Below are 20191 nucleotides of genomic sequence, written 5' to 3'. Positions count from 1 at the left end.
GACCTATTGATTTCCGCCGGTATTTTCAGAGGAAACTGGCTTCAGCAGGGCAGGGCGGTCTAGTGGCTTCCTTAGATGTCCAAAAGATCTTCATTCAAGAATCAAAAAGAGGAGCCCTGAGATCATTCTTCTTGGGCGTGATGCTCTACGTCGCGTTCCCGTTGTCGCTTCGCTACGTGGCGGATCTGCTCCATGATTAGGGCATCGATTTCAGCCATGAAACGGTCCGATTCGGTGGCAACGGGGCGGTCCGATGTTCACGTCAGAGATCGATATATGGCGTAGCCGGGACCTAGAATCCTGCTGCTGGAAATGTCATTGGACGAGGTCTTCATGAAAATCAGAGGCGAGCGCCACTACCGTTGGCGAGCGGTCAATCGCGATGGCGAGGTGCTGGAACGCTATGTCGCCAAGCGCCGCGACAAGAAGGCGGCGCACATGCTGATATCCCTACGATAAATAATACACGCTGACGTGCAACCATGCACTAACAATCAACCTAGACCAACCAGGTCAAGCTGCCCTCTCCTTTGGAGGCTATCCAACTCCATGCCTGGCTGATGGTTGGGGACGATTGCGTCACGGGACAAGCCGAGCGGGATGCTTTTGCGGCGTTCAAGCGAGCCACGCCGCCGGAAGTCGCCTCGCACTGAGCCCTCCGTCAGCTGTTTCCACCTTTGACGTACTTGATGAAACGCGCCGTCGTCAGGGCGCGTGTCAAGGCGAGGTGAAGGGAGGCGTTGGGGTCTGACGGGCTGGTTGGCGTTTCATCCGGCCAGTTTTCCAACATCCGGCGCAGCCTTGGAAGGTTCAACATCTCTGCCATTACGTCATCGCGCGACAAGGCGTCAACTTCGTCGCGCAATGCGGGAAGTTGCAGCGAAAGCCTCGCGTGCCAATCCGCTGTCTGCTGTCCCCGGCGGGTCTCGGAAAGCACTTTGTCGGGCAGTTTCCCCTTGAGCATCCGTTGCGCGAGCCACCGCGATTGACCGCCGCGAATGTATTGATCGTCGGGGATGTTGAAGCAGAATTCGACCAGCGGGCGATAGCTGGAGGGGTCACGCATGGGGATGCCGTGGAGGGCCTCCAGGGCTTGCACGAGATCGCCCGCCTCATTGCTGGCGTTGTTGAATAGGGCGCGACGGAGTGATTGCGTTGATCTGGGCTGAAGAAAGTGCGCGTCGAACCCTAATTGTGCGGCGCGCGCGTCAAGTTCCATCGCGTCTGCCCATTCCGCGTTCAGGGGGCACCAGGTATCAAACGGGTTGGCATGCGCTCCAAAGCGCAGACGCCGCAGTTGGGTCGCCATCTTATGCGGCAGCAGGGGCCGGATTACATTCCCCGCAAACGCGTGGGCCAGCGATTTGTGGCGGCGACGGCCTGCCCATACCTCTCGCAGAAGCGTCATCCAGTTGCCGCCAAGCGCCCACCCGGGAAAGGCACCATTCCCATTGAAGCTGAATGTCGCGTTGCCGCTGCTTCCGTGTAGAACGACGTCGCATCCGGAGGATTTGGCGAGGCTCATTCCTTCGTGCATCCAATGCAAGTTCATCGCGTTGCGCGGCGGCGCGCCGACCATCAGAAACATGGCGTCCAGCTTATGATCGAAGCTCAGACCCTCGGCATCCACGAAGTTCGTGGTCAGCCTTGGTTGCATCGCTGCAAAGGCCTCTACATGGGTGCGCTCATCGCCAAACTTGTTTGGCTTTGCACGACCGTCCCACGCCTCACATGGCACGGACGTGAAGCTGAAGAGCGACGCGTCTGACGGAATTTGGCTCAGTACAGATGCAGCAACGGCTTGGGAATCCAAACCTCCACTTAACGCGATGGCGGGCTTGGAGGCCCCGCGCAACGCAGCGCGTGTCGCATCGTCAAACAGCGCGTTTGCTGCGTCCACGTAGTCATCATCCTTGGGAAATCGCACCGGCCCTTTTGCGAAGGGATCATAGTAGAGCGTGCTTTGCATTCCCGTCGCCGTCACGGTGGCGCGGGTGTTGACCGGAAGACGTGATATGCCCTTGAACCACCCGCGCTCTGCCTCGGCGTAGTTGAGATAGAGGGAATCCGCGATCTTGAGGTCATCAACCTCTTGGCGAACCTCGCCCGTGGCGAAGATGGCGCGGGGCGTTGAGGCGATGATGGCCGTGTCTTCGCCTTGCCAGATATGCAGCGGCGGACCAGAAATTGGGCTGCGGGCCAATCGGATTTGGTTGCGCTCCTGCGTCCATAGGATGGCTGCGTATTGCCCGATCAGCCTGAGGTCACACAGGTCGCCAAACTCGGCGTGGCACCATGCGTAGAGGGTTGCGTCATCGCAGGCCGGGTTGACCTTTCCTGACAGGGACGACCTCAAGAGGTCGTCGCGATTGTCGATCCGCCCCGTAAACAAAATATAGTCGCCTGCAGGTGAGCGGACGGGCCCCCATGATCGCGTGTAGGTCGCGCCAGACGTTGACCCTACAAAGGTCACACCGCCTATGCTGCGATGTGCCAGTCTTTGTGGCAGCCCAACGCTGAGAGACGCTGCAAAACGGTCCGCCTGCGCCGGATCAAGCCGATCTCCGGACCAGCGACAATGCAAACCGATAAAAATGGCGACCCACCGCGCTACGCGTCTTTGACGAAGCCGGCATCGGCCAGCGTCTTCAAGAACTGGTTGACCTTTGTGCGGCACGTCTCGTCATCGACGTTATAGCGGCTCGCGATTTCCTGCTGGATGGCGACCGCGTCTCTCTGACCGTCAATAAGGCGCCAGATGGCCAGACCGGTGTCCTTTATGGCGTGAAAGCTACCGTTTTGGAGGTTCAGCAAGACCAGTTCACCATCAAGTTCGGTTTCAAGGAATGCATCAGCGGCCTTTTCGATCGTCACGGCATGCCCCCCTCGTCGGCGTAGCCAAACCGCTCCATCATGGAGCCGTTCACGTCGCAAATCTTGGCTACTTGAGCAGAATTTAGGTGATTCCTCCAGTCGCCTGACACTCCCTTACGGAAGAACTTCGCTGCCTTTTGCGGCTTCTCTCGGAAATCGAATTCCCCTTCGGCGGCGCTCAATCGGTCAAACTCTGAGTGCGCCACGGCCTGGGCCACCTTGTCCCGGTCGACCACCGCGTCTGGTCTGGCAAACTCCAGAACGTCCACGAATTTGGCCGCCGTATCGCTCAGAAGGTCTTCGTAGCGCACGACCAGGGCCGGCATATCGTCTTGATCAACCCAGCTTTTGACATGCTCGCTCCAACACCCAACTTGCTGCGGAAGTTGGATATCGGGCAATCCCGCCAAGACAGTGGCCGAGGAGCATAACTTGGCAATCGACTGATCAATGTCCTGATGACCATCGTGGAACGCCATGGATACGACGACATCAAGGGGATTGCGGATCAGGTAGACGACGACGCCCGTCACCTCCGGCGGAAAGAGCCACTGCCCCTCGGAGTTGCGCAGTTGAGCGTCATGCACCTTGATCCATTGGTGGCATTCAGCGCCATCAGTCATCATCCGGTAAACCTCGGGCTGAAGATTCTTGATCTCTTCCATGGTGAGGTCCGAGCTGTTGATCCCCAGAAAATCATCAAACCGCATCCGAGAGGACGCGATCCCTTTCGTCACGCCGGGTGCATTGATGTCTTGGGGTTGGTCGGTTTCGTTGAAGTAGTTGGCCAGCAACATCCGCATCCAGGTGTTGCCAGACTTGGGATAAGACGCCAGCCAGTCGATCCTTCCGCTCGGCATTCTACCAACCGTCGCCGTTACGGATGACGCTGGCGATATGACTTGCGACGTCGTCAAAGACGGCCTCTCCGCGCGGGCGGTCAAAAATCGCCATCGGCACGCTCTGGCTCAACCGCTGTGTAATCCCGTAGAGATCACGCTTGTCCGAAATGGCGTCCAAAAACCCAAGTCGATAGAAGGCAGACCTCGCGCGCGTGAAACGCTGAATGCCCTGAATGGGCGTAACGGTCGGCGCATCGCTTCGGTCTTTCAGGAAGTAGAGCTTCGCCAAGGGAAGGGGGATGGGCGCGGTTCCGCCGGGGGGGCGCGCGTAGAACTTGGAAAGCTGGTCGCGCACCTTGCCGTCTACTTCTGCGCACGTCAGATCCAGCGCATCCTGCCACAGCTTCAGGCGTTTGAACCCGGGTAGACATGTAACGACGTCTGGGTCGCGCAGATCCAGAACCAGAACGTCGTCGGCCATCAAGGGGAAGCCTCGCGCGCCCAATGCGGCCGCCAGCGTCGATTTTCCGGTCCCCGAAGCACCGGTGAAAGCATGGACTGCGCCGTCGTCAACGACCGCAGAGGCGTGCAATGGAACAAACCCGTTCATCCACGCAATCGCGCCAAAGACTGACCCATTGAAAAAAAGCGTTACCTCAGCGTCGGACACAGTGTCCGGCTTCTCAAAAGTGGCGCCATGACCCTTCCGGTAGTGGATCCTCAACCCGGTGCGCAACTTGAGCAGGAATTCGGTCTTGGAAATCTCGAAAACCGGCGCAACCAGGTCTGCATGGGGAAGCGCGTCAGGCACGCGTCCCGGCCTGATGACCGCTTCGGCGTTCAAGATATCAAGCGCGCATGCCACCATGTGATCAGCCCTAAATGTGATTAGAGACATCTGCAAGATGAACGCATCCGGTGCCTCAGCTGCAGTCTTTTCAGGCGCGCACCCCTATGCTAGATCTTGCCAACCGCATGAAGATTGGAGCCTTCCTGATGGATGATACCAAAGACCCCGAGCTGCTGGACTGGACGGATCCAGAGCTAATCGATCTCGACAAATCAATGGAGGACGTGCACGCCATCATGGGTCCGACAACCGACGGTTTTATGGGCTCGGAAAGCTGACGAGCAAGGCCTGGTTTGGGTCGTCTGCGTTGAGTTGCAAGCGGAAGTGGGTGTTTTCCGGAACGGCGTGCCTGTGATGATGCAGCGTGATGCCGTTTCGAGCGCTTGTTGACGAAGATCTCGTATGGCCTTGTCAAAGGAACGTAGCTTGAGTGGGCCAGGGAAGCTACGTAACCTGACTGCGTGACCAAACGCTCCCCTCTGCTGCTTCTTCAGGACGAGCCCCGAGATCATCCGTTTGGTGTTGATGTGTTACGTGGAGTTCCTTCTCTCGCTGCGAAAAGCAGAGTATTTGCTTCGATAGCGCGGCGTCGATGTGAGCCATACGACCATCCCGTTTTGGTGGCAGAGGTTCGTTGCCACGTTCGCCTCGGAGATAATGAAGCGCCGGTTCGAAGGGATGTAAGCTAGCAAGCGGTGGCGGCAACTGAACGAGGCGTTCGCGGAGGTCAACTACGAACGCAGCTACCTTTGGCGGGTCACCGATCATTAAGGCACGGCGTTAGAAAGCTACGTCAAGAAGCGCCGCAACAGGAAGGTGGCATGAGAATTCTTCTGAAAAACAGTGTTTGGGCATAGTCAGCACGGGGTTATCGTAACCGATGAACTTTACCATTGCTGGGCCGCACTGACGGTGCTTTGTGGCGCAGAGCGGCAAGAAACTGGCCGCTGATTAAACAACAGTGCCGAGAATCCGCGCCTGCCGTTCTGACGAAGGGAAGGGGCGTTGGTTCGGTTTCGGAGAACGCGCAGTCTGCGTGAGTTTGCATCCATTGACGCCTCCGAAAGCAATCACTTCAATAAGGAACGCATCTCACTTTACGCTGCAACTTCGAGTTTAACCCAAGCGCTGCCCTGTCCAAATTGCGCGGTCTCTGCATCGTATAAACGGCTGCTACCCTGCCGTAGCCGAGACTGGTTCGAATTCGTCCGACGGCACCGTGACGAGGTGTTGGAGCACTTGAGTAGCGAGCGCTTGGCCTTTCGAGGATGCCAGCCGGCCCCAACTCAACCTGAGTTTGTCTGACAAGACCCTCTTGAACAATAATCAGACCGCGAGGCATACGTTGACCGTCGTGAGACTATCAAAGCGGATTGAAGCTCAAAATGAATACGGTCCAGCGCAGCCGTGACCCCGTTCGGACAAGCAAAGGTCACTTAACTATCCACATCATATCTGGCAGGAGACGCATTTTGACGTTACCACAGCACTTGGAGATCAACAAAGCGGTGATCGCGTCGGACCTCGGCGACGAAGTAGTTCTCTTGGACACTGCTAGGGAACACTATTACAGTCTAAGCGGCGTCGGCCGCAGATTTTGGCAGCTTGTCTCGAAGGACACCAATGTTGACGCCGTCATTGCGACACTTCTTTCGGAGTTCGACACTTCCGAAGCTCAGTTGCGGGCAGATCTTGCGACGCTCTTGGCGGAACTGCTGGAGCACAAGCTGATGGGCGCTGCTTTGCCTTGAACCTTGTCTCTTCAGCACCACGGGTCGCGCAGGGTCTTGCGGCTCGTTGGGACGCGCTCCTATCCGCACTTACTTCCAGAATTTCGGTGCCAGCCATGCGCCTATGGTGTTGAGTTATCCTCTCGAGTCGTCGATGATCCGGCAACGCGATGAGGACGTTGGCGCAAGTGTTGAAACGACTTTCGGAACGAAACGTTTTCTAGGGCTCGATCTTGAGGACTTGTTCACAGCATCCGATGCCGAATTGAGCAACATTGCTGGATTTATCGGGGTGCGCGCGTCGCGCGCTTGGCTGGACGAACGTGGCGGCGGAATCCGCACGGCACTGCCGCAGTCCCGGCAAACGGCAGACGTTGCACCTGAATTGCGCGTCCCGACTACGCGCATGCCCGTTCCATTTCTCAACAATAGCGATACGTTCCTTCACTGAGACTCAGTCAGAAAGACAGGCCGACCAACCTTTATGCCCAGGCTCCGTAATCCTCCTTCACGTTTCCTTGCTGCCCTCGACGTGCCCTTGGTCTTGGCCATTCACTTAGGTGTCAGGCTGGTCGGTCTTGCCCGAATTCGCCGTATTCTGCGCCGCATTCCGCTAGGCAAGGCCCCGCCCCCCACCGACAGCGCTTTGATTGTGGAACACACGCGGTTGCGCTTGCGTTTGGTCAAGATGCGGTTGCCCTGGTGTGGTAATTGTTTGTCGCGGTCGTTGGCGATCTGGCTTCTTTTGCGTCGGCACGGAGTTGACAGCGCCCTGCGGATCGGAGCGATGATGAAGGACGGTGGGCTCAAGGCTCACGCTTGGGTGGAATTCGAAGGTAAGCCCGTCAATGCCGGGCCGAAAGTTGTGCAGCGCTTCATCTCGTTCGACGAAGACTTCGCAACGGATGCAGAATGGACCCGGTGACGCGGACCAGTATCTTCTAGACAGATCGGAAGAACACAAGGCAGCGATTGCAGAGATGCCCGCAAACAATCACGGACCCGACTGTGCGCAAAAGCCAGAGCGTGCGCAAGAAAGAGACGGCTGTTCCTTGACAATGAAGAGAGTTGCACGGAAGGGTTTGGCATTCGAAAGGACATCTGCAATGACTGAGAAGACCGACAACGGCGGCACGTCTGCGAAAGCGGAATATGAGGCGCCTCACCTGACCGACCATGGCTCGCTTGAGGAATACACGAAGTCAGCAACCAGTTCCCCTGGTGTAGACGGCGGGGACTCGTGAACCGCATCCGCAAACGATCTGTTTAAACTGGAACACTTGGATGTGTGGCGCGCTTGTGTTGCCGTAGCTTGCTCTAGTTGCGCGCAGTGCGGACGACAACCGAGTTGAACGACGCCGCCACCAATGCGCGGCCTATCAATGCGCCGCAAGAGCCACTAACTATTTGCGAAAACGGCTCCTTAGCGGATTTGAACGAAGCTAGCTCAGTGACGCCGATGCGGGTGGTACTTGGCCACGAGCAAACCGCTGTTCGAGTGAGCGATCGTAGGCGCATGGTTCTCTAATAACTGCGCTATGGACTGGGCGGCTTGTGGCGCGCTCGTACTCTGGGGCCGAAATCCCATCTTACAGGTTCTAGCCCCGCTTTGGCATCGCAGCGTTGATATGTATTTGGTGACCCGGGTAAGGGCTGACTTGTCCATCATCGTCGCGGATCAATGCCGCTTTCAGGAGCTTTCGATGGCAACAACCGCAGTAGGCTTGGCGTACCTCTCCTCGTTGACCTACGTTCCCGCACTTCGGGTTTCCGACCTGAAACCAGCGCTCGTCTTCTGATGTTGTCTGCCAGCATCGACCTCCGCGACCTTCGTATTGCCGTACGATCCGGAACGTCGGAACCTCTGCGATCGGGCGGTCTTTGCCTGTTTTCGGGACGGATCGACAACCACGAAGATCTACGCCGAGTGCTCGGGCTGGAGAAAGCACCGCCCCTTTCTGAAACTGCTCTTTTCGCCCGCGCATATGAGCGCTGGGGGACCGATTTGGGACGGCACGTTCTGGGGGCGTGGGCCTACATCGCCGTGGATCCGGGAACCGGTAGCGTTGTTACTGGGCGTGATGCGATCGGTTGCCAGGGCATCTACTTCACCCGCCGCGGTGACACTCTTGAAGTGGCAGATGACCTTGTCGCTCTTATCCGAGATGCGCAGGTGGCCAAATGCATCGATTTGGCCGCGTTGGCTCAGTTTGGTGTTGGTCAAAAGCGAGACGCCCGAACGCTTTATTCAGGCGTACAGGCTGTGCAGCCCGGCCATGCCATCGTCTTTCGCCGCGGACGAGAGCCGGCACAGCACAAGCTTTGGGACCCGCGCGAGGTGGCTGAGATCCGTTACCGAAGTGACGCCGAATACTTTGCCGCTTTTCGTGAGGTTTACGGTCGGGCGGTCGCTCGTGTCATGACGCCGAATACGCCAACAGCGGTTGCGCTGAGCAGTGGCCTGGATTCGGGCACGGTCGCAGCGCTCGCAGTTCCTACGCTTCGCACCCAGGGGCGCACACTTCGGGCGATCACCTGGACTCCGGAAGTAACCCGAGACGAGCTGATCAAGGGGAGGCTGCGCGACGAGCTGGATGGCGTACAGGCTCTGTCCGACCACTTTGGCGGCATCGACATATCGCGTGTACGGGGGTTTCCTGTCTCGCCGCTGACGTCTTTGGATGCGATGCTTGCTGCTTGCGGCCAACCGGACTACGCCATCGCGGGTTGGGCGTGGTATTACAACATACTGCACGCGGCAAAGGGCCTGGGGATCGCGCGCGTCGTGACCGGGGATATGGGCAATTTCACGGTGTCTGCCAACACAATGGGCGTGCCAGAGCGGCGCAGCGCCTTAACGAACAGGATCATAAACGCCGTTCGCGATGTCCGGTGGGCCCGTACAGGCATACCAGCGGACATCAAGTTGCTTATCAAACCAAGGTTTGTCGAACACTATACCGACGCGCCCGTGGACCCCGATTTGGCCCGCCGCCAGCAAGAGGCGCCGCAACCTTTCAAGGCAATCTATGGATTGATGATGTCGGGGATGTCAGGCACCAATCGGGCGATCGCGGCTTCGTTCGGGATGGACCTCGCCGTTCCAACCCTAGACCGTGAGGTCATGGATTTTTGCTTTGGTCTTCCGCCAGAACAATTCGCCCGCAAAGGGGAACAGCGCCTTCTGATCCGCCGGGCGTTTTCTGATCTTTTGCCCCCATCTTCTCTCGCCAAAGGCCCCAGGGGTCAGCCATCCAGCGATTTGCCTTTTGCGATTGTGGCGGAACGGGATCGGATCGAAGAACGACTTGCGCGGGCCAAGGCTAACCCCATCGCGCAGGAAGCGCTTGATTTGCCTGCGCTGCAACGCGTCGGTCGGGATCTGATGGCACGGCCAGAGGATCAATTAGCGCTGCATCGCAGCGTGTTTCTGATGCGCGGCCTTACGATTGCACGCTTCCTGGAGGGCGTCGACGATATCGCCGAGGCGACGTGACACAGCCGCCTCCCTTCGTTTTTATCCTTGGCATGCATCGCAGCGGGACATCGTGCCTTGCGGGTGCTCTTCGGGCCTGTGGTCTGCATCTTGGCGACGTGACGTGGCGCAATCGACACAATCCGAAGGGGCACTTTGAGGCCCGTGAGCTGGTGGCGCTCCACGACCGAATTCTCGCGGCCGCAAACGCGCATTGGTCGAAGCCGCCCACTGAGGAAATCGAGGTTCATCCGGCCCTTCGGATTGGCTTACACGACCATGCTTGCGCCCTTTCAGAAAATCGGCCGTGTGGTGTTAAGGATCCTCGGATACTTCTGTTGTTGTCGACGTGGCGGAAGTTGGCGCCCGGCCCCGTCCGATTTGTGGGTACGTTTAGACACCCAATGGCCGTGGCCGCGTCGCTGAAAGCGCGCAATGGCATGTCGATCGAGGATGGGCTTGATCTTTGGCAGAGCTACAATCTCCGGTTACTGGCCGCCCACCGTGAGGACCCATTTCCCCTAGTCGCTTACGATTTGAGAGATCTGGTCGCCTACCGACGTACAGTCCTTGCGATGGCACAAGACTTGGGCTTGCGCCCCTCACCATGGCGCGTGCGCCGTTTTGTGACACACGCTCTTGACCACCAAAGACAGGCCGCCTCGGAACGCCCTCTCCCGCCGGAAATCTTGACGACATATGCCGCGCTCAACCATGGTGCCGGGACCAGCGCTGACCTAATGAACAAGACCGAACAATGATGTGCCCAGAGGACACGGAACGCTGGACTTTCAACATCGTCTATACGGCCGGCACGGTGATGTATTTTTTACCGTTCCTCAAATCGCTCTTGGCTCATGATAGCGCTCAGTTTCGGCTCATCGACAATGGCTGCCTGCCGCCGGAGAAGCGCGCGCTGGAAGATTTCGCGAACCAGTCGCCGCGGCTATCTTTGCTGTCGCTCAGTGAAACCGCCTGCAGGTCCCATGGGGAGATCCTAGATGCTTTGATAGACGTGCCAACGTCAGGTCCCTTTTGCTTCATGGATTCTGACATCATCGCAACCGGCGCCTTTTCCCCCGCCTTGGCAGACGCCCTGTGCCATGCTCCCGCTGTCTTTTCCGCAGAGCCCATCTGGCTGCCAGACGGGGACGGGGTTTTCCAGCCTCCGCTTCAAAGCCTGACTGGAGAATACATCCGCAACAACGAAGGCGGGGCGGTGGGCTGTACCTATTGCGCGGTTTTTGATCGCGAAGCGTTGCGGGCGGTGACCGATGCCTATGGTGTCAGTTTCGAACACATCACTTGGTCCGAGCTATCTGGAGCAGTACAAACCGAACTCGTCCATCGCGGACGGAGGGCGAAACTATACGACACAGCGAAGCTTGCCACTGCGTTTTTGGACGGGCCGCGCCACATTACGCTTCCGTCGCTGCACCACATCGGCGGATCAAGTTTTGAGGTGCGTCGCACGAAGCAAAAGGCGGCCAGGAGCAGCCCTCTCCGCGTACCGGTTCTGAAGCACCTGCGGGCCACCGCGGGATATCTGAGGTTCGGCGGCATCCGGGAAGCCCATCGAACCGCCTACCGGCGGCTCAATTTCCGCGACCCTGTTCGCGAATATCTGCTTGATCTCACAAAAGCTCTGGCGACCGAAACCAGTGAGCCGCCCATCCCAATCACCCCGTCGGAATCGGTCAATCGCAAAATGGCCGCCGGGGCGGATGCAATCCGATCTGCCTGGGCATTACCATGAGCGAGCCCGCAGAAATTGGTGGGCCGTGGGCCTACTCCGCTTATGGCTACACCCTTCTGTCGGAGGTTAAGTTACACTGCCTGCGCGCAGCAGAGCCAGACGCAAAGCCCGATCTGCATGTTTCGGCCAGTTGGTCGAAAGAAGTTAGCCAAATAGAGATCCCTGACGATGCAGTTATGCGCACGGATGCGGTGACTGCCGACGGACGGCCGTATCTCAGCGTTTGGGCTAAACAGGAGGGCATTCGTATCTCGCACCACAGCGATGAAGGTGCCGTGGTTTTTACATTGGTCGGCGCGCCCCCAAGAATCCTGGTCGAGATTGCGCCGAACACGCCTGCAGTCGATGTCGAAGCTTATCTCATCGGACGAGTCCTCGGCAGTATGATGCGATTTCTCAAACTGACATGCCTGCACGGCGCGTTCTTGGAGGTTGACGGTGCCGCCATCGGATTTCTTGGGGGGAAGGGCGCAGGAAAATCTACGATCCTCGCCACGTCAGCGATCGCCGGACATGCTGTAATCGCCGACGATATCGGGGTCCTTCAAGCCTCTGGTGCCGGTTCGTGGAGCATCCCGCCTGCCTACCCTTTCCTTAGGGCTTGGCCGCAAAGCATTGCAGAGCTTACGATATCACCACGGGCAGTGGCGGGGCCAGTCATTTCGTTCAACCAAAAACGATATGTTGACCTAACCGTTCCCCCATTTTCGCATGTCAATCGTCCAATGCCACTTCATGCGCTTGTCGTTCTAGGAGACCGGAAAGGGAGAACGTATGACCTCCAGCGTTTGACGGGCGCGGCCGGTCTTGTGCCACTTTCAGCTCACACATATGCGCCTTACGTCGATGCGCCCGCATCTCGGCATCGCGATCTTCTGACGTTGGCGCAGGTCGTCAAGCAATGTCAGGTCTTTTCCCTGTGTTTACCAAATGAAGTTAATGCGCTCGAAAACCAGATCGAAAAGGTATTGAGCGAGATCGTGTCAACCTAAGGCGCCCATGATCGCAACCCATTCTGCGAGAATTATAGGAGACCGATAACCAAGGGGGCCGTTCGTCCTTGGCAGGCAGATCAGCCGGTTCGCCAACAGAGTCGAGTCAAACGACCGGATAGACGTAGCGCGTCAGGCGTGGTGCGGGTTTCGGCCCGGCTTCCAACTCCAGCATGCCGTCCTGCATCGACTTTTCGAGCGCAGCGATTAAGCAAGCCATGCTGGGATCACCGTTGGAATTTGCCCTTTCGGCCAATTCGAGTAGTAACCGGCCCTCGCGGCCGTAAACTTCTTCAAAAGCACGCGGTTGAGTTTCAGACGGCTGTAGAAGAACGCTCTTCGGCGCGTTTGCTCGCCAAGCTGCCTTTTGTTTACTGCGGAGCGCTGTCTTGGCCTTGGAGGCGGCGCGCACGATGGCTCTTTTGCTTGGCCCAGACGTCTTGGCCACGACCCCTTTCACGGCCGCTTCCAGGGTGGAGACCAGCGGCGCGACGCCAGTTTTTGGGGGCGACGGATCGCGGGCACCGATGCTCAATATAGTCATCATCCGTTGCAGAAATTCCGCGTGATCAATCGACGGCAAAGTGCTTCCTTCCGATGTTTTCGTGGACCCAATCGGCTTGAGAGGACCGGCGGACCAGAAATCCGCCAATGGCCAGTAGATCCAGATGCGTATTGAGAAAACAATCAATGGCATCCTGCGGCGTGCATACGATAGGCTCTCCACGGACGTTGAACGACGTGTTGAGTAGCATTGGGCAGCCGGTGACGTCGTGAAATGCCGCCAATATCTCGCCAGCCCTGGACCCTTCGGATGGGTCAACTGTCTGTAAACGAGCGCTGAAATCCACATGGGTCACAGCAGCGAACGGACTGGTCACAGCGTTTTGCAATGCCATCGGCGTGTGATGGCCTTTTGAGCGCGCCTCTGACACGCCGTCCGCGCCCCGGTGTTCTGGTTTGAGGGTGGAGACCAGCAACATGTAGGGACTCTCGGTGGGGGCCTCGAACACTTTATCGGCCTCATCTGCCAATACCATTGGTGCGAAGGGACGCCAGTCTTCGCGAAACTTGATCGCGCGGTTGACCCGGCCAAGCGTTTCTTTGTGGCGTGGATCGGCCAGGATGGACCGATTACCTAAAGCACGCGGTCCGAATTCCATGCGCCCGTGAAAATGGCCAACAATCTGACCGGTTGCCAAGGCTGAAGCTACTTGCGCGGCATAAGCACCTGGATCAGCCGGGCTCTCATACATCAGTCCGGCGGTCTCTAGTGCGTTGCGGATATCGGCATCTGTGTGTTGTGGGCCAAGAAACGCACCAGACATCCCATCTTTGGTTGAGCGTCGAGCGCTTACAGAGGCCGAGGGTCGGGCGATCTCAAGGGCCGCCCCAAGCGCACCTCCCGCGTCTCCGGCTGCGGGTTGGACCCACAACCCATTCAACTCGGGAAGTTCACGCACCAGCCGACCATTTGCGACGCAATTCAATGCCACGCCTCCCGCAAGGCAGAGGTATTTGCTCTTGCCGAGGCGCAAGGCGGTCTTGGCCAGGGCCAGCACGACCTTTTCCAGAACGGCCTGCGCCGAAGCAGCCATATTCATGTAGAAGGGCGTAATTGATGACGTGTCGCGGCGTTGCGGCTGGCCAAAAAGCATTTCGAACAGCGGCGAGATAGCGCTCAGATCCTTGTCGAAACCGAAGTAACTCATGTTGAGGGTGAAGCTGCCGTCGGCCTTGATGTCGATCAACTCATCCAGGATCTTGCTGCGGAACTCAGGTACGCCAAAGGGAGCCAGCCCCATGAGTTTGTATTCGCCCGAGTTCACTTTGAACCCGCAATACTGCGTGAACGCGCTGTAGAAGAGGCCAAGGGAATGCGGAAAGCGAAGCTCAGACTGGCATCGCAGCCCGGTGGCATCCGCAGACCAGAGTGACGTGGTCGCGTATTCGCCGACACCGTCGAGAACCAGAATGGCCGCGTTTTGGAATGGCGACGGGTAGAACGCCGAGGCCGCGTGTGATCGATGGTGCGGCACAAACGCGATGCGGGTCTGGTCGCCAGCCACCTCTTTGAGTTGCCGTGGCAAATCGTCCGTCAAACACGCGAGCGTTTCGATCATTCTTGGCCAAAGCCGCGCGCCACTCGGCATTTGGGAGCGCGCGTTGTCGAGAAACCGCTGGACCTTCATGCCCGGGTCTTCGTAGTAGGCGACGGCGTCGAGGGTCGCGCCTTCAGGCAGTTGCGACATACAGTAACGGATCGCTTGGTCAGGAAAACGCCAATCGGCCTTTTCCCGTGTAAAGCGCTCCTCTTGGACGGCGGCGACAATGCGATCACCCTGAACCAAAGCTGCAGCGGAATCGTGAAAATAGGCTGATATTCCGAGAACATAATCGTTGGCGGTCATGCAGGTTGGCCCGTGGGCACACCTTGGCACAGGTCAGTGACAAGCCGCGCCAGACGATCCGCGAACAACCGGTTTGCCCGCACATTTGGATGGATATCCTGCGGCAAAAAAGTGTGCGCAGTATCATAGGGTGTAGAGATGTTCAGCGTTGCGGGAAACCTCTCGCAAACAGCAGAACTGAAATCCGCATCAAGCGCGTCAAGCAGGGCGAAAGCAACGGGCACGTTCGCAGCCTTGCCCGCATGTTGCGCCAGGTCGAGCACTGCAAGCGTCGCAGCGTTTATCATATAGTCATCAGGCAAAAAGACTTGGAAACCTGACTCTTGCAACGCCGATTGCCAGATCGGCGGATAGACGATCCGAACACGGCCCGCAGCGTCCAGCTTTGCCACCGGCACATGTTCCACGCCAAGGTCATACCAATCTCGGCTAAGATACTGCGACATCCGTTGGGGGTGGGCGATGTTGCGGAATCTGTGGTCGCTGATGATCGCAAAGACTGCGGTATCTACTGCTCCTGCGGAGATATCCCGACGCATTTGAAGGAGGTTCTGGACCGTTCCGTGGCCACCTATGCCGCGATTAAGAATTCGAACTGACGGCAGGTCGCGTTGTAGCCTGGCACAGAAGGTTTCGTCATCCGAAAGTCCAGTCCCATAGGTAAAGGAGCAGCCGTAGATGGCCACCCGGGGGCCCTTTGCGACGCTGCCTCTTGGAATGTGACGCCATCCGTCGGCATCGACATGCTGTGTAACACCATCTCGAAAACCAACACGAACCGCATGGTTGGGCGTCAGGCTCCAGCCCAATACGGGGTCCGGGCGGAATAGCAAGCGGGGTTTGGTAACGACCCTGGTCCGGCGGGGATATGCAGGTAACATGTATGCTACTGTGTTGAAATGCCGAGTTTTATCGGAAGTTGATCTGTCGGTCGATGGTCGAAGACTACCGAACGTGACCCTTTTTGGAAAGAGCGCTCTCCAAAACCAGTCAATGTCTCCCGTTCGGATTGCCCTCGTTCGGTGGCGGGGCGTGGAACGCCTTCAGTTCAGATTGCAGAGCGGCAGCGGAAGACAAGAGATCTTGGGGAAAGGAAGTTAAATCGTGATCCTGACTGCGTCCGATACTTGTTGGGCGCAAGATGTCGTGTGATAGGCTCGTGTTTGGCGGGAGCTCCAGAAAGTCGTGCAGGCGGGGCCAATGCCAGTCCGGGCGCGCGCAATAATCCTCGTAGGGCACGACCAGAAAACGGCCCGGCATATGCGTCTTTCCGAATTCGAGAGTGGCGCGGTTGGCGGCTAGCCAAAAGCGCAACTGCTGTTGCGGTGCGGACCGATACCATCTGTAGGGCAAACCGTAGAGACGACCCCAATGACGCGCTTGCCAGGTGTTTTTGCTGAACGCCATGTCCAGGCCGTCGCGCACCACGTGGATGTAACGCATCTGCGGAAACAGGGTGGCGAGATGGGGCAGAAAGATATGCGTGTTCGGCTCCTTCCAACCCCAAGCCCGGGTATCCGCCTGGGGTCGCGGACTGCTGTCCAAAAGGCTATCGACAGCGGATGCGCTGGCACCGATTTTCCATCGGCCGTTAGGGGGAAGTTGCGCCCTCAGGCTCATCAACAAAGCATGCTCTTCCGGGCGCAAGTTCCCTCGAAGACCGCTCGTCATCGCGCGCTTAAAGAGATCCGCCGCCTTGGCAACGTCCTCAAAGGTGGGCGGGTTCTGAGTCCATGCCGCACGTTTGAACAGGACCGAAAACCACAAGTTGTCCAAGGGACGGTTCAATCGTTCCCCGATATGAATTCCCGAAGCACGCAAACCGGCGGCAAGAACGCGTGTTCCGGAACCACCCAGACCACCAACCGCCACCAATGGGTTTGCGGCTGCCGTATCTTTCACCGATCGCTCGGTCCGCTAGGACGGGATTCGATGACGCTTGGAGGAGTGCCGAATAAGAATTGCATAGGGTGAAGCGTAAGTCGGTGTCCGGTTGGAACGCAAGCAATGCTGTCGACCATTGTCTAACGCCTGAGGACATCTCAACTCGGCAAGAGGTGCTGGCAAACGAATTCAAAACCGTCTCGTCGAATGAGGATTACTTCCACTTAAGATGCAGTCGGCGAAGGCTCTTGGTCCAATTCTATCGAGTTGCCACAACGTGGCGGATGTTCAGTATCGGGACGATGCGATGCTCGCAGCCATATCGAACCGAGTTCCACGTCGGAGTGTTGCGGAAGATTTCGCCAACCTGGCCGTAACCCCCGAAGCAAACAGGATGACTGCCTGACGCAAATCTGCATTTATGGGCTTCTGCTCAAACCGACGTGTGGGATGCCTCGGCACTTTTTCGAGCCAATGCCCAACAAACCCGCTCCGACATCCAGCTCCAAATCTTTTTTCATTTTTTTTCAACCGGCCTGTCGATTGGCCCTAATCCCATCCGTCGTGTGGGTGAAGCGGCAAAAACGCCCTTCGCAAAAGACACGAGAGGACAGACCCATGAACTTCAAGAAAATCGCACTCACCACCGCTGGCGTATTGGCCGTCGCAACCGCCGCCACCTTCGCGTTGCCCCGCCACGTGACCGTGGAGCGCTCGGCCACCATCGACGCGGCGCCGGAGGCCGTCATTGCACTGGCCGCCTCAAACACCGGCTACCAGGACTTCAACCCCTACCGCGACCTGGATCCGGACCTGCGGGTCGAGATGTTTGGCCCGGCCTCCGGTGTCGGCTCTGGCTTCTCGTTCGAAAGCCGCGATGGCGCGGGCCAGCAGACGGTTGCCGCCGTTGAGCCCGGCCAGGTGACATTTGATCTTGATCTGGGGCCGCTCGGCCAACCCACGCAGGCGATCTCTGCCGTGGCGGTCGATGGCGGAGCGCAAGTGACCTGGACCATGGATATGGACCTGGGGATGAACCCGGTCTTCCGCGTCATGGGTCTTTTCATGGATGGCATGATCGGCCCGAACTTTGAGCTTGGGCTTGCCAACATCGCCGACGTCACCGCTTAATCTTATCACTCACAAGGAAACCAAACCAATGCGTTACACATTTCTTCTCTATTCCGACCCCGCAATGGCCGCTGGCATGACCGAAGAGGACTGGGCCAAGTCCAAGGAAATCTACGGCCAGTATATCGGCGCTCTGCAGGAGGCCGGCGTCTTTATCGAGACCGACTGGCTCCACCCCGCCGACACCGCCACCACGGTCACGCTCGCGGGCGGTGAGAAGCGGGTGCAGGACGGCCCCTTTGCCGAGACGAAGGAGACCCTGGGCGGGTATTTTGCCATCGATGTCGAGAACCTGGACGAGGCGATGGCCTGGGCCGAGAAATGCCCCCACGTCCACTACGGCAAGCTGGAAATCCGCGCCTCCGCGATGGGCAGCGTGTGAGCCAGGCCCAAGCACAGGCACGGGCGGAAGATGTCGCCCGTGCCGCCTATGGCAAACTGATCGCCATGCTCGCCAGCCGCACCGGCGACATCATCGCCGCGGAGGACGCGCTGGCCGATGCCTTCGTCGCGGCCCTCAAGACCTGGCCCGAGCGTGGCATTCCCGACAAACCCGAAGCTTGGCTTCTGACGACGGCCAAGAACAGACGCATCGATCAGGCGCGCCGTGATGCCCGTCTGGTCATCACAGATGAGGCGAATGACATGGCAGACGCACAGGCGATTGAACCCGATGAAGCGCAATTGGACGAACGGCTCAAGCTGCTGTTTGTCTGCGCCCACCCCGCCATCGACGAGGGCATCCGCACGCCCCTGATGTTGCAGACCGTGTTGGGCTTGGAAGCCGAGCAGATCGCGAGTGCTTTCCTGGTCTCGCCGAGCGCAATGGCGCAGCGTCTCGTGCGCGCCAAGAAGAAGATCAAGACGGCGGGCATTCCCTTCGTGGTCCCTGAGCCCGAGGCCTACCCGGAACGGATGGAAGCCGTGTTGGAGGCCGTCTATGGCGCCTATTCCGTGGATTGGATGACGGGCGACGGCGACCTCAGCCATGAGGCATTCTTCCTCTCCAGCATCCTTGCAGAGCTTGCCCCGGACAACCCCGAGGCGCTTGGCCTCATGGCCCTCATCGGCTTCATCGAAGCCCGGCGCGACGCACGGATCCAAGGGGGCGTCTTGGTGCCTGTGCCCGAGCAGGACGTGGACCTTTGGGACGGCCCCCTGATCGACCGCTCAGCAAGTCTTCTGACGCAAGCCTCGCTCAAGGGCATGCCCGGGCGCTTCCAGCTAGAGGCCGCCATTCAATCCGTCCATGCCGCCCGCTCCGTGACCGGCAGGACCGACTGGCGCGCCCTGTCACAGCTCTACCACGGGTTGATGCAGGCCTATCCCTCCATCGGGGCTGCGGTCAGCCGCGCCGCGGTCGTGGCCGAGGATGCAGGGCCTGGCCAAGGCCTCCGGATGCTGGATCTCATCGCCTACGACGGCTTGGACAGCTACCAACCCTACCACGCCGTGCGCGCCCATTGCCTAGCCGCCGCTGACCGCGTAGCCGAAGCCGCAGAGGCCTATGCCAAGGCCCTGTCGCTGTGTTCTGACACCCCGTCCCAAAAGTGGCTGGAACAAAAAATCGCGGATTTGCGAAAAAAAATGTCCTGAGGTGTCGATTGGCGGCGGGGCGGTTCGTCGCGTGGGCAGAAGGGACAGACAACCTGGCCCGATGACCAAGACAAGGGACAAGAAAATGACCATCCTCTACACCATCCTCGCCGTGATCGCCGCCGTTGCCCTGATCGCAATGCTGTTGCCGCGCAAAGTCGTCGTGACCCGCCAGGCCGACGTTGACATGGCCCCCGCCGAACTTATCGCGCGCGTTGCCAGCACGGAAGGTTTCCAGACCTTCAACCCCTACTGCACCACCGACCCGGACCTGAAGATCACTCCGTTCGGCCCGGCATCCGGCGTCGGTTCGGGCTTCCGCTTCGAAGGCAAGGAAGGCAAGGGCACGCAGACTGTCACGTCCGTGACTGACACCAGCGTCACGCACCTCATCGACCTGGGCGCTATGGGCAAGCCGGTTCAAACGATCGAGGCCGAAGCGACCGCAACGGGCAGCCGCGTGACATGGACCGTGACCTCCGACATGGGCTTCAACCCCATCTTCCGCATCTTCGGCCTGTTCATGGACCGCATGCTCGGCAAGACCTACGAGCTGGGACTGAAGAACATCGCGGCGCTTGCGTAGGACGTTACTCCAAGCGGAGGAGAGGCGGGCCAACGGCTCGCCTCTTTCTTTCGTTGAGGGCCTT

Annotated in this window: 21 protein-coding genes and 2 pseudogenes; 15 read left to right on the top strand and 8 right to left on the bottom strand. The window is 58.6% G+C overall.

Going from position 1 to position 20191, the window contains the following annotated elements; all coding sequences use genetic code 11:
• Positions 1-75: 75 nt before the first annotated feature.
• A pseudogene (locus tag AC6I9R_RS17365) lies at positions 76-435 on the top strand (DDE-type integrase/transposase/recombinase); the annotation flags it as partial.
• Between the two features lie 226 nt (positions 436-661).
• Here AC6I9R_RS17365 and AC6I9R_RS17360 read toward each other — a convergent pair.
• From AC6I9R_RS17360 to AC6I9R_RS17345, 4 genes are all read right to left on the bottom strand, one after another.
• Positions 662-2473: an asparagine synthase-related protein gene (locus AC6I9R_RS17360; protein WP_497862969.1), complete on the bottom strand. Its 1812-nt coding sequence runs from the start codon at positions 2471-2473 to the stop codon at positions 662-664.
• A 137-nt stretch (positions 2474-2610) separates the two neighbouring features.
• Positions 2611-2874: a PqqD family protein gene (locus tag AC6I9R_RS17355; protein WP_461427219.1), complete on the bottom strand. Its 264-nt coding sequence runs from the start codon at positions 2872-2874 to the stop codon at positions 2611-2613.
• Positions 2871-3734, bottom strand: a complete 864-nt coding sequence (locus AC6I9R_RS17350) for a sulfotransferase domain-containing protein (RefSeq protein WP_461427220.1) — start codon at positions 3732-3734, stop codon at positions 2871-2873. The genes AC6I9R_RS17355 and AC6I9R_RS17350 overlap by 4 nt, the downstream gene beginning before the upstream one ends.
• 1 nt (position 3735) lies before the next feature.
• On the bottom strand, positions 3736-4614 hold the full coding sequence (locus AC6I9R_RS17345; RefSeq protein WP_497862968.1) for a hypothetical protein: 879 nt from the start codon (positions 4612-4614) through the stop codon (positions 3736-3738).
• 98 nt (positions 4615-4712) lie between these two features.
• Between AC6I9R_RS17345 and AC6I9R_RS17340 the strand changes: the two genes are divergently transcribed.
• The 10 genes and pseudogenes from AC6I9R_RS17340 (at position 4713) to AC6I9R_RS17295 (ending at position 12519) form a co-directional block, all read left to right on the top strand.
• Positions 4713-4844: a hypothetical protein gene (locus AC6I9R_RS17340; RefSeq protein WP_497862967.1), complete on the top strand. Its 132-nt coding sequence runs from the start codon at positions 4713-4715 to the stop codon at positions 4842-4844.
• A 183-nt stretch (positions 4845-5027) separates the two neighbouring features.
• Positions 5028-5732, top strand: a pseudogene (locus AC6I9R_RS17335) (DDE-type integrase/transposase/recombinase).
• Between the two features lie 324 nt (positions 5733-6056).
• Positions 6057-6317, top strand: coding sequence for a PqqD family protein (locus AC6I9R_RS17330; protein ID WP_461427223.1), 261 nt, complete (start codon positions 6057-6059; stop codon positions 6315-6317).
• A 133-nt stretch (positions 6318-6450) separates the two neighbouring features.
• Positions 6451-6747 (top strand): hypothetical protein, encoded by a 297-nt coding sequence (locus AC6I9R_RS17325; RefSeq protein ID WP_461427224.1) that lies wholly within the window; start codon positions 6451-6453, stop codon positions 6745-6747.
• A gap of 33 nt (positions 6748-6780) precedes the next feature.
• Positions 6781-7221: a lasso peptide biosynthesis B2 protein gene (locus AC6I9R_RS17320; RefSeq protein WP_461427225.1), complete on the top strand. Its 441-nt coding sequence runs from the start codon at positions 6781-6783 to the stop codon at positions 7219-7221.
• Positions 7222-7402: 181 nt separating this feature from the next.
• Positions 7403-7540, top strand: a complete 138-nt coding sequence (locus AC6I9R_RS17315; RefSeq protein WP_461427226.1) for a hypothetical protein — start codon at positions 7403-7405, stop codon at positions 7538-7540.
• 414 nt (positions 7541-7954) lie between these two features.
• Positions 7955-8095: a hypothetical protein gene (locus AC6I9R_RS17310; protein WP_497862966.1), complete on the top strand. Its 141-nt coding sequence runs from the start codon at positions 7955-7957 to the stop codon at positions 8093-8095.
• A complete protein-coding gene (locus AC6I9R_RS17305; RefSeq protein WP_461427227.1) occupies positions 8095-9792 on the top strand; it encodes an asparagine synthase-related protein in 1698 nt (565 codons plus the stop codon). The genes AC6I9R_RS17310 and AC6I9R_RS17305 overlap by 1 nt, the downstream gene beginning before the upstream one ends.
• Positions 9793-10528: 736 nt before the next feature.
• Positions 10529-11527, top strand: a complete 999-nt coding sequence (locus AC6I9R_RS17300) for a hypothetical protein (protein ID WP_461427228.1) — start codon at positions 10529-10531, stop codon at positions 11525-11527.
• The gene (locus AC6I9R_RS17295; protein WP_461427229.1) at positions 11524-12519 is read left to right on the top strand and encodes a hypothetical protein; all 996 of its coding nucleotides are present in this window, start codon (positions 11524-11526) and stop codon (positions 12517-12519) included. Before AC6I9R_RS17300 ends, AC6I9R_RS17295 begins: the two co-directional genes overlap by 4 nt.
• Before the next feature lie 106 nt (positions 12520-12625).
• Here AC6I9R_RS17295 and AC6I9R_RS17290 read toward each other — a convergent pair whose 3' ends face one another.
• From AC6I9R_RS17290 to AC6I9R_RS17275, 4 genes are all read right to left on the bottom strand, one after another.
• Positions 12626-13102: a hypothetical protein gene (locus AC6I9R_RS17290; RefSeq protein ID WP_461427230.1), complete on the bottom strand. Its 477-nt coding sequence runs from the start codon at positions 13100-13102 to the stop codon at positions 12626-12628.
• Complete coding sequence (locus AC6I9R_RS17285; protein ID WP_461427231.1) at positions 13089-14930, bottom strand: carbamoyltransferase family protein; 1842 nt, start codon at positions 14928-14930, stop codon at positions 13089-13091. Before AC6I9R_RS17285 ends, AC6I9R_RS17290 begins: the two co-directional genes overlap by 14 nt.
• Entirely contained in the window at positions 14927-15616 is a 690-nt protein-coding gene (locus AC6I9R_RS17280; protein WP_461427232.1) for an SGNH/GDSL hydrolase family protein, read from the bottom strand. Before AC6I9R_RS17280 ends, AC6I9R_RS17285 begins: the two co-directional genes overlap by 4 nt.
• A gap of 304 nt (positions 15617-15920) precedes the next feature.
• Positions 15921-16832: a sulfotransferase family protein gene (locus AC6I9R_RS17275; RefSeq protein WP_461427233.1), complete on the bottom strand. Its 912-nt coding sequence runs from the start codon at positions 16830-16832 to the stop codon at positions 15921-15923.
• A gap of 600 nt (positions 16833-17432) precedes the next feature.
• Here AC6I9R_RS17275 and AC6I9R_RS17270 point away from each other — a divergent pair.
• The 4 genes from AC6I9R_RS17270 (at position 17433) to AC6I9R_RS17255 (ending at position 20127) form a co-directional block, all read left to right on the top strand.
• Positions 17433-17945 (top strand): SRPBCC family protein, encoded by a 513-nt coding sequence (locus tag AC6I9R_RS17270; RefSeq protein ID WP_461427234.1) that lies wholly within the window; start codon positions 17433-17435, stop codon positions 17943-17945.
• A gap of 28 nt (positions 17946-17973) precedes the next feature.
• On the top strand, positions 17974-18327 hold the full coding sequence (locus AC6I9R_RS17265) for a YciI family protein (RefSeq protein WP_461427235.1): 354 nt from the start codon (positions 17974-17976) through the stop codon (positions 18325-18327).
• On the top strand, positions 18324-19541 hold the full coding sequence (locus AC6I9R_RS17260) for an RNA polymerase sigma factor (RefSeq protein WP_461427236.1): 1218 nt from the start codon (positions 18324-18326) through the stop codon (positions 19539-19541). Before AC6I9R_RS17265 ends, AC6I9R_RS17260 begins: the two co-directional genes overlap by 4 nt.
• Positions 19542-19626: 85 nt before the next feature.
• Positions 19627-20127 carry an SRPBCC family protein gene (locus AC6I9R_RS17255; RefSeq protein ID WP_461427237.1) on the top strand — a complete coding sequence of 167 codons (501 nt, stop codon included), beginning with the start codon at positions 19627-19629 and terminating at the stop codon, positions 20125-20127.
• Positions 20128-20191: the final 64 nt, after the last annotated feature.

The organism is Gymnodinialimonas sp., from assembly GCF_059726805.1.
Note: the sequence above shows the minus strand (reverse complement) of the source record. Positions and strands in the feature narration are given on the sequence as shown.

Excerpts from the sequence above, each read along its gene's own strand:
- AC6I9R_RS17325 (WP_461427224.1), top strand. The coding sequence starts at position 6,451 with ATGATCCGGCAACGCGATGAGGACGTTGGCGCAAGTGTTGAAACGACT.
- AC6I9R_RS17320 (WP_461427225.1), top strand. The coding sequence starts at position 6,781 with ATGCCCAGGCTCCGTAATCCTCCTTCACGTTTCCTTGCTGCCCTCGAC.
- AC6I9R_RS17315 (WP_461427226.1), top strand. The coding sequence starts at position 7,403 with ATGACTGAGAAGACCGACAACGGCGGCACGTCTGCGAAAGCGGAATAT.
- AC6I9R_RS17350 (WP_461427220.1), bottom strand. The coding sequence starts at position 3,734 with ATGCCGAGCGGAAGGATCGACTGGCTGGCGTCTTATCCCAAGTCTGGC.
- AC6I9R_RS17285 (WP_461427231.1), bottom strand. The coding sequence starts at position 14,930 with ATGACCGCCAACGATTATGTTCTCGGAATATCAGCCTATTTTCACGAT.
- AC6I9R_RS17255 (WP_461427237.1), top strand. The coding sequence starts at position 19,627 with ATGACCATCCTCTACACCATCCTCGCCGTGATCGCCGCCGTTGCCCTG.
- AC6I9R_RS17265 (WP_461427235.1), top strand. The coding sequence starts at position 17,974 with ATGCGTTACACATTTCTTCTCTATTCCGACCCCGCAATGGCCGCTGGC.
- AC6I9R_RS17305 (WP_461427227.1), top strand. The coding sequence starts at position 8,095 with ATGTTGTCTGCCAGCATCGACCTCCGCGACCTTCGTATTGCCGTACGA.
- AC6I9R_RS17300 (WP_461427228.1), top strand. The coding sequence starts at position 10,529 with ATGATGTGCCCAGAGGACACGGAACGCTGGACTTTCAACATCGTCTAT.
- AC6I9R_RS17270 (WP_461427234.1), top strand. The coding sequence starts at position 17,433 with ATGAACTTCAAGAAAATCGCACTCACCACCGCTGGCGTATTGGCCGTC.
- AC6I9R_RS17295 (WP_461427229.1), top strand. The coding sequence starts at position 11,524 with ATGAGCGAGCCCGCAGAAATTGGTGGGCCGTGGGCCTACTCCGCTTAT.
- AC6I9R_RS17345 (WP_497862968.1), bottom strand. The coding sequence starts at position 4,614 with ATGTCTCTAATCACATTTAGGGCTGATCACATGGTGGCATGCGCGCTT.
- AC6I9R_RS17340 (WP_497862967.1), top strand. The coding sequence starts at position 4,713 with ATGGATGATACCAAAGACCCCGAGCTGCTGGACTGGACGGATCCAGAG.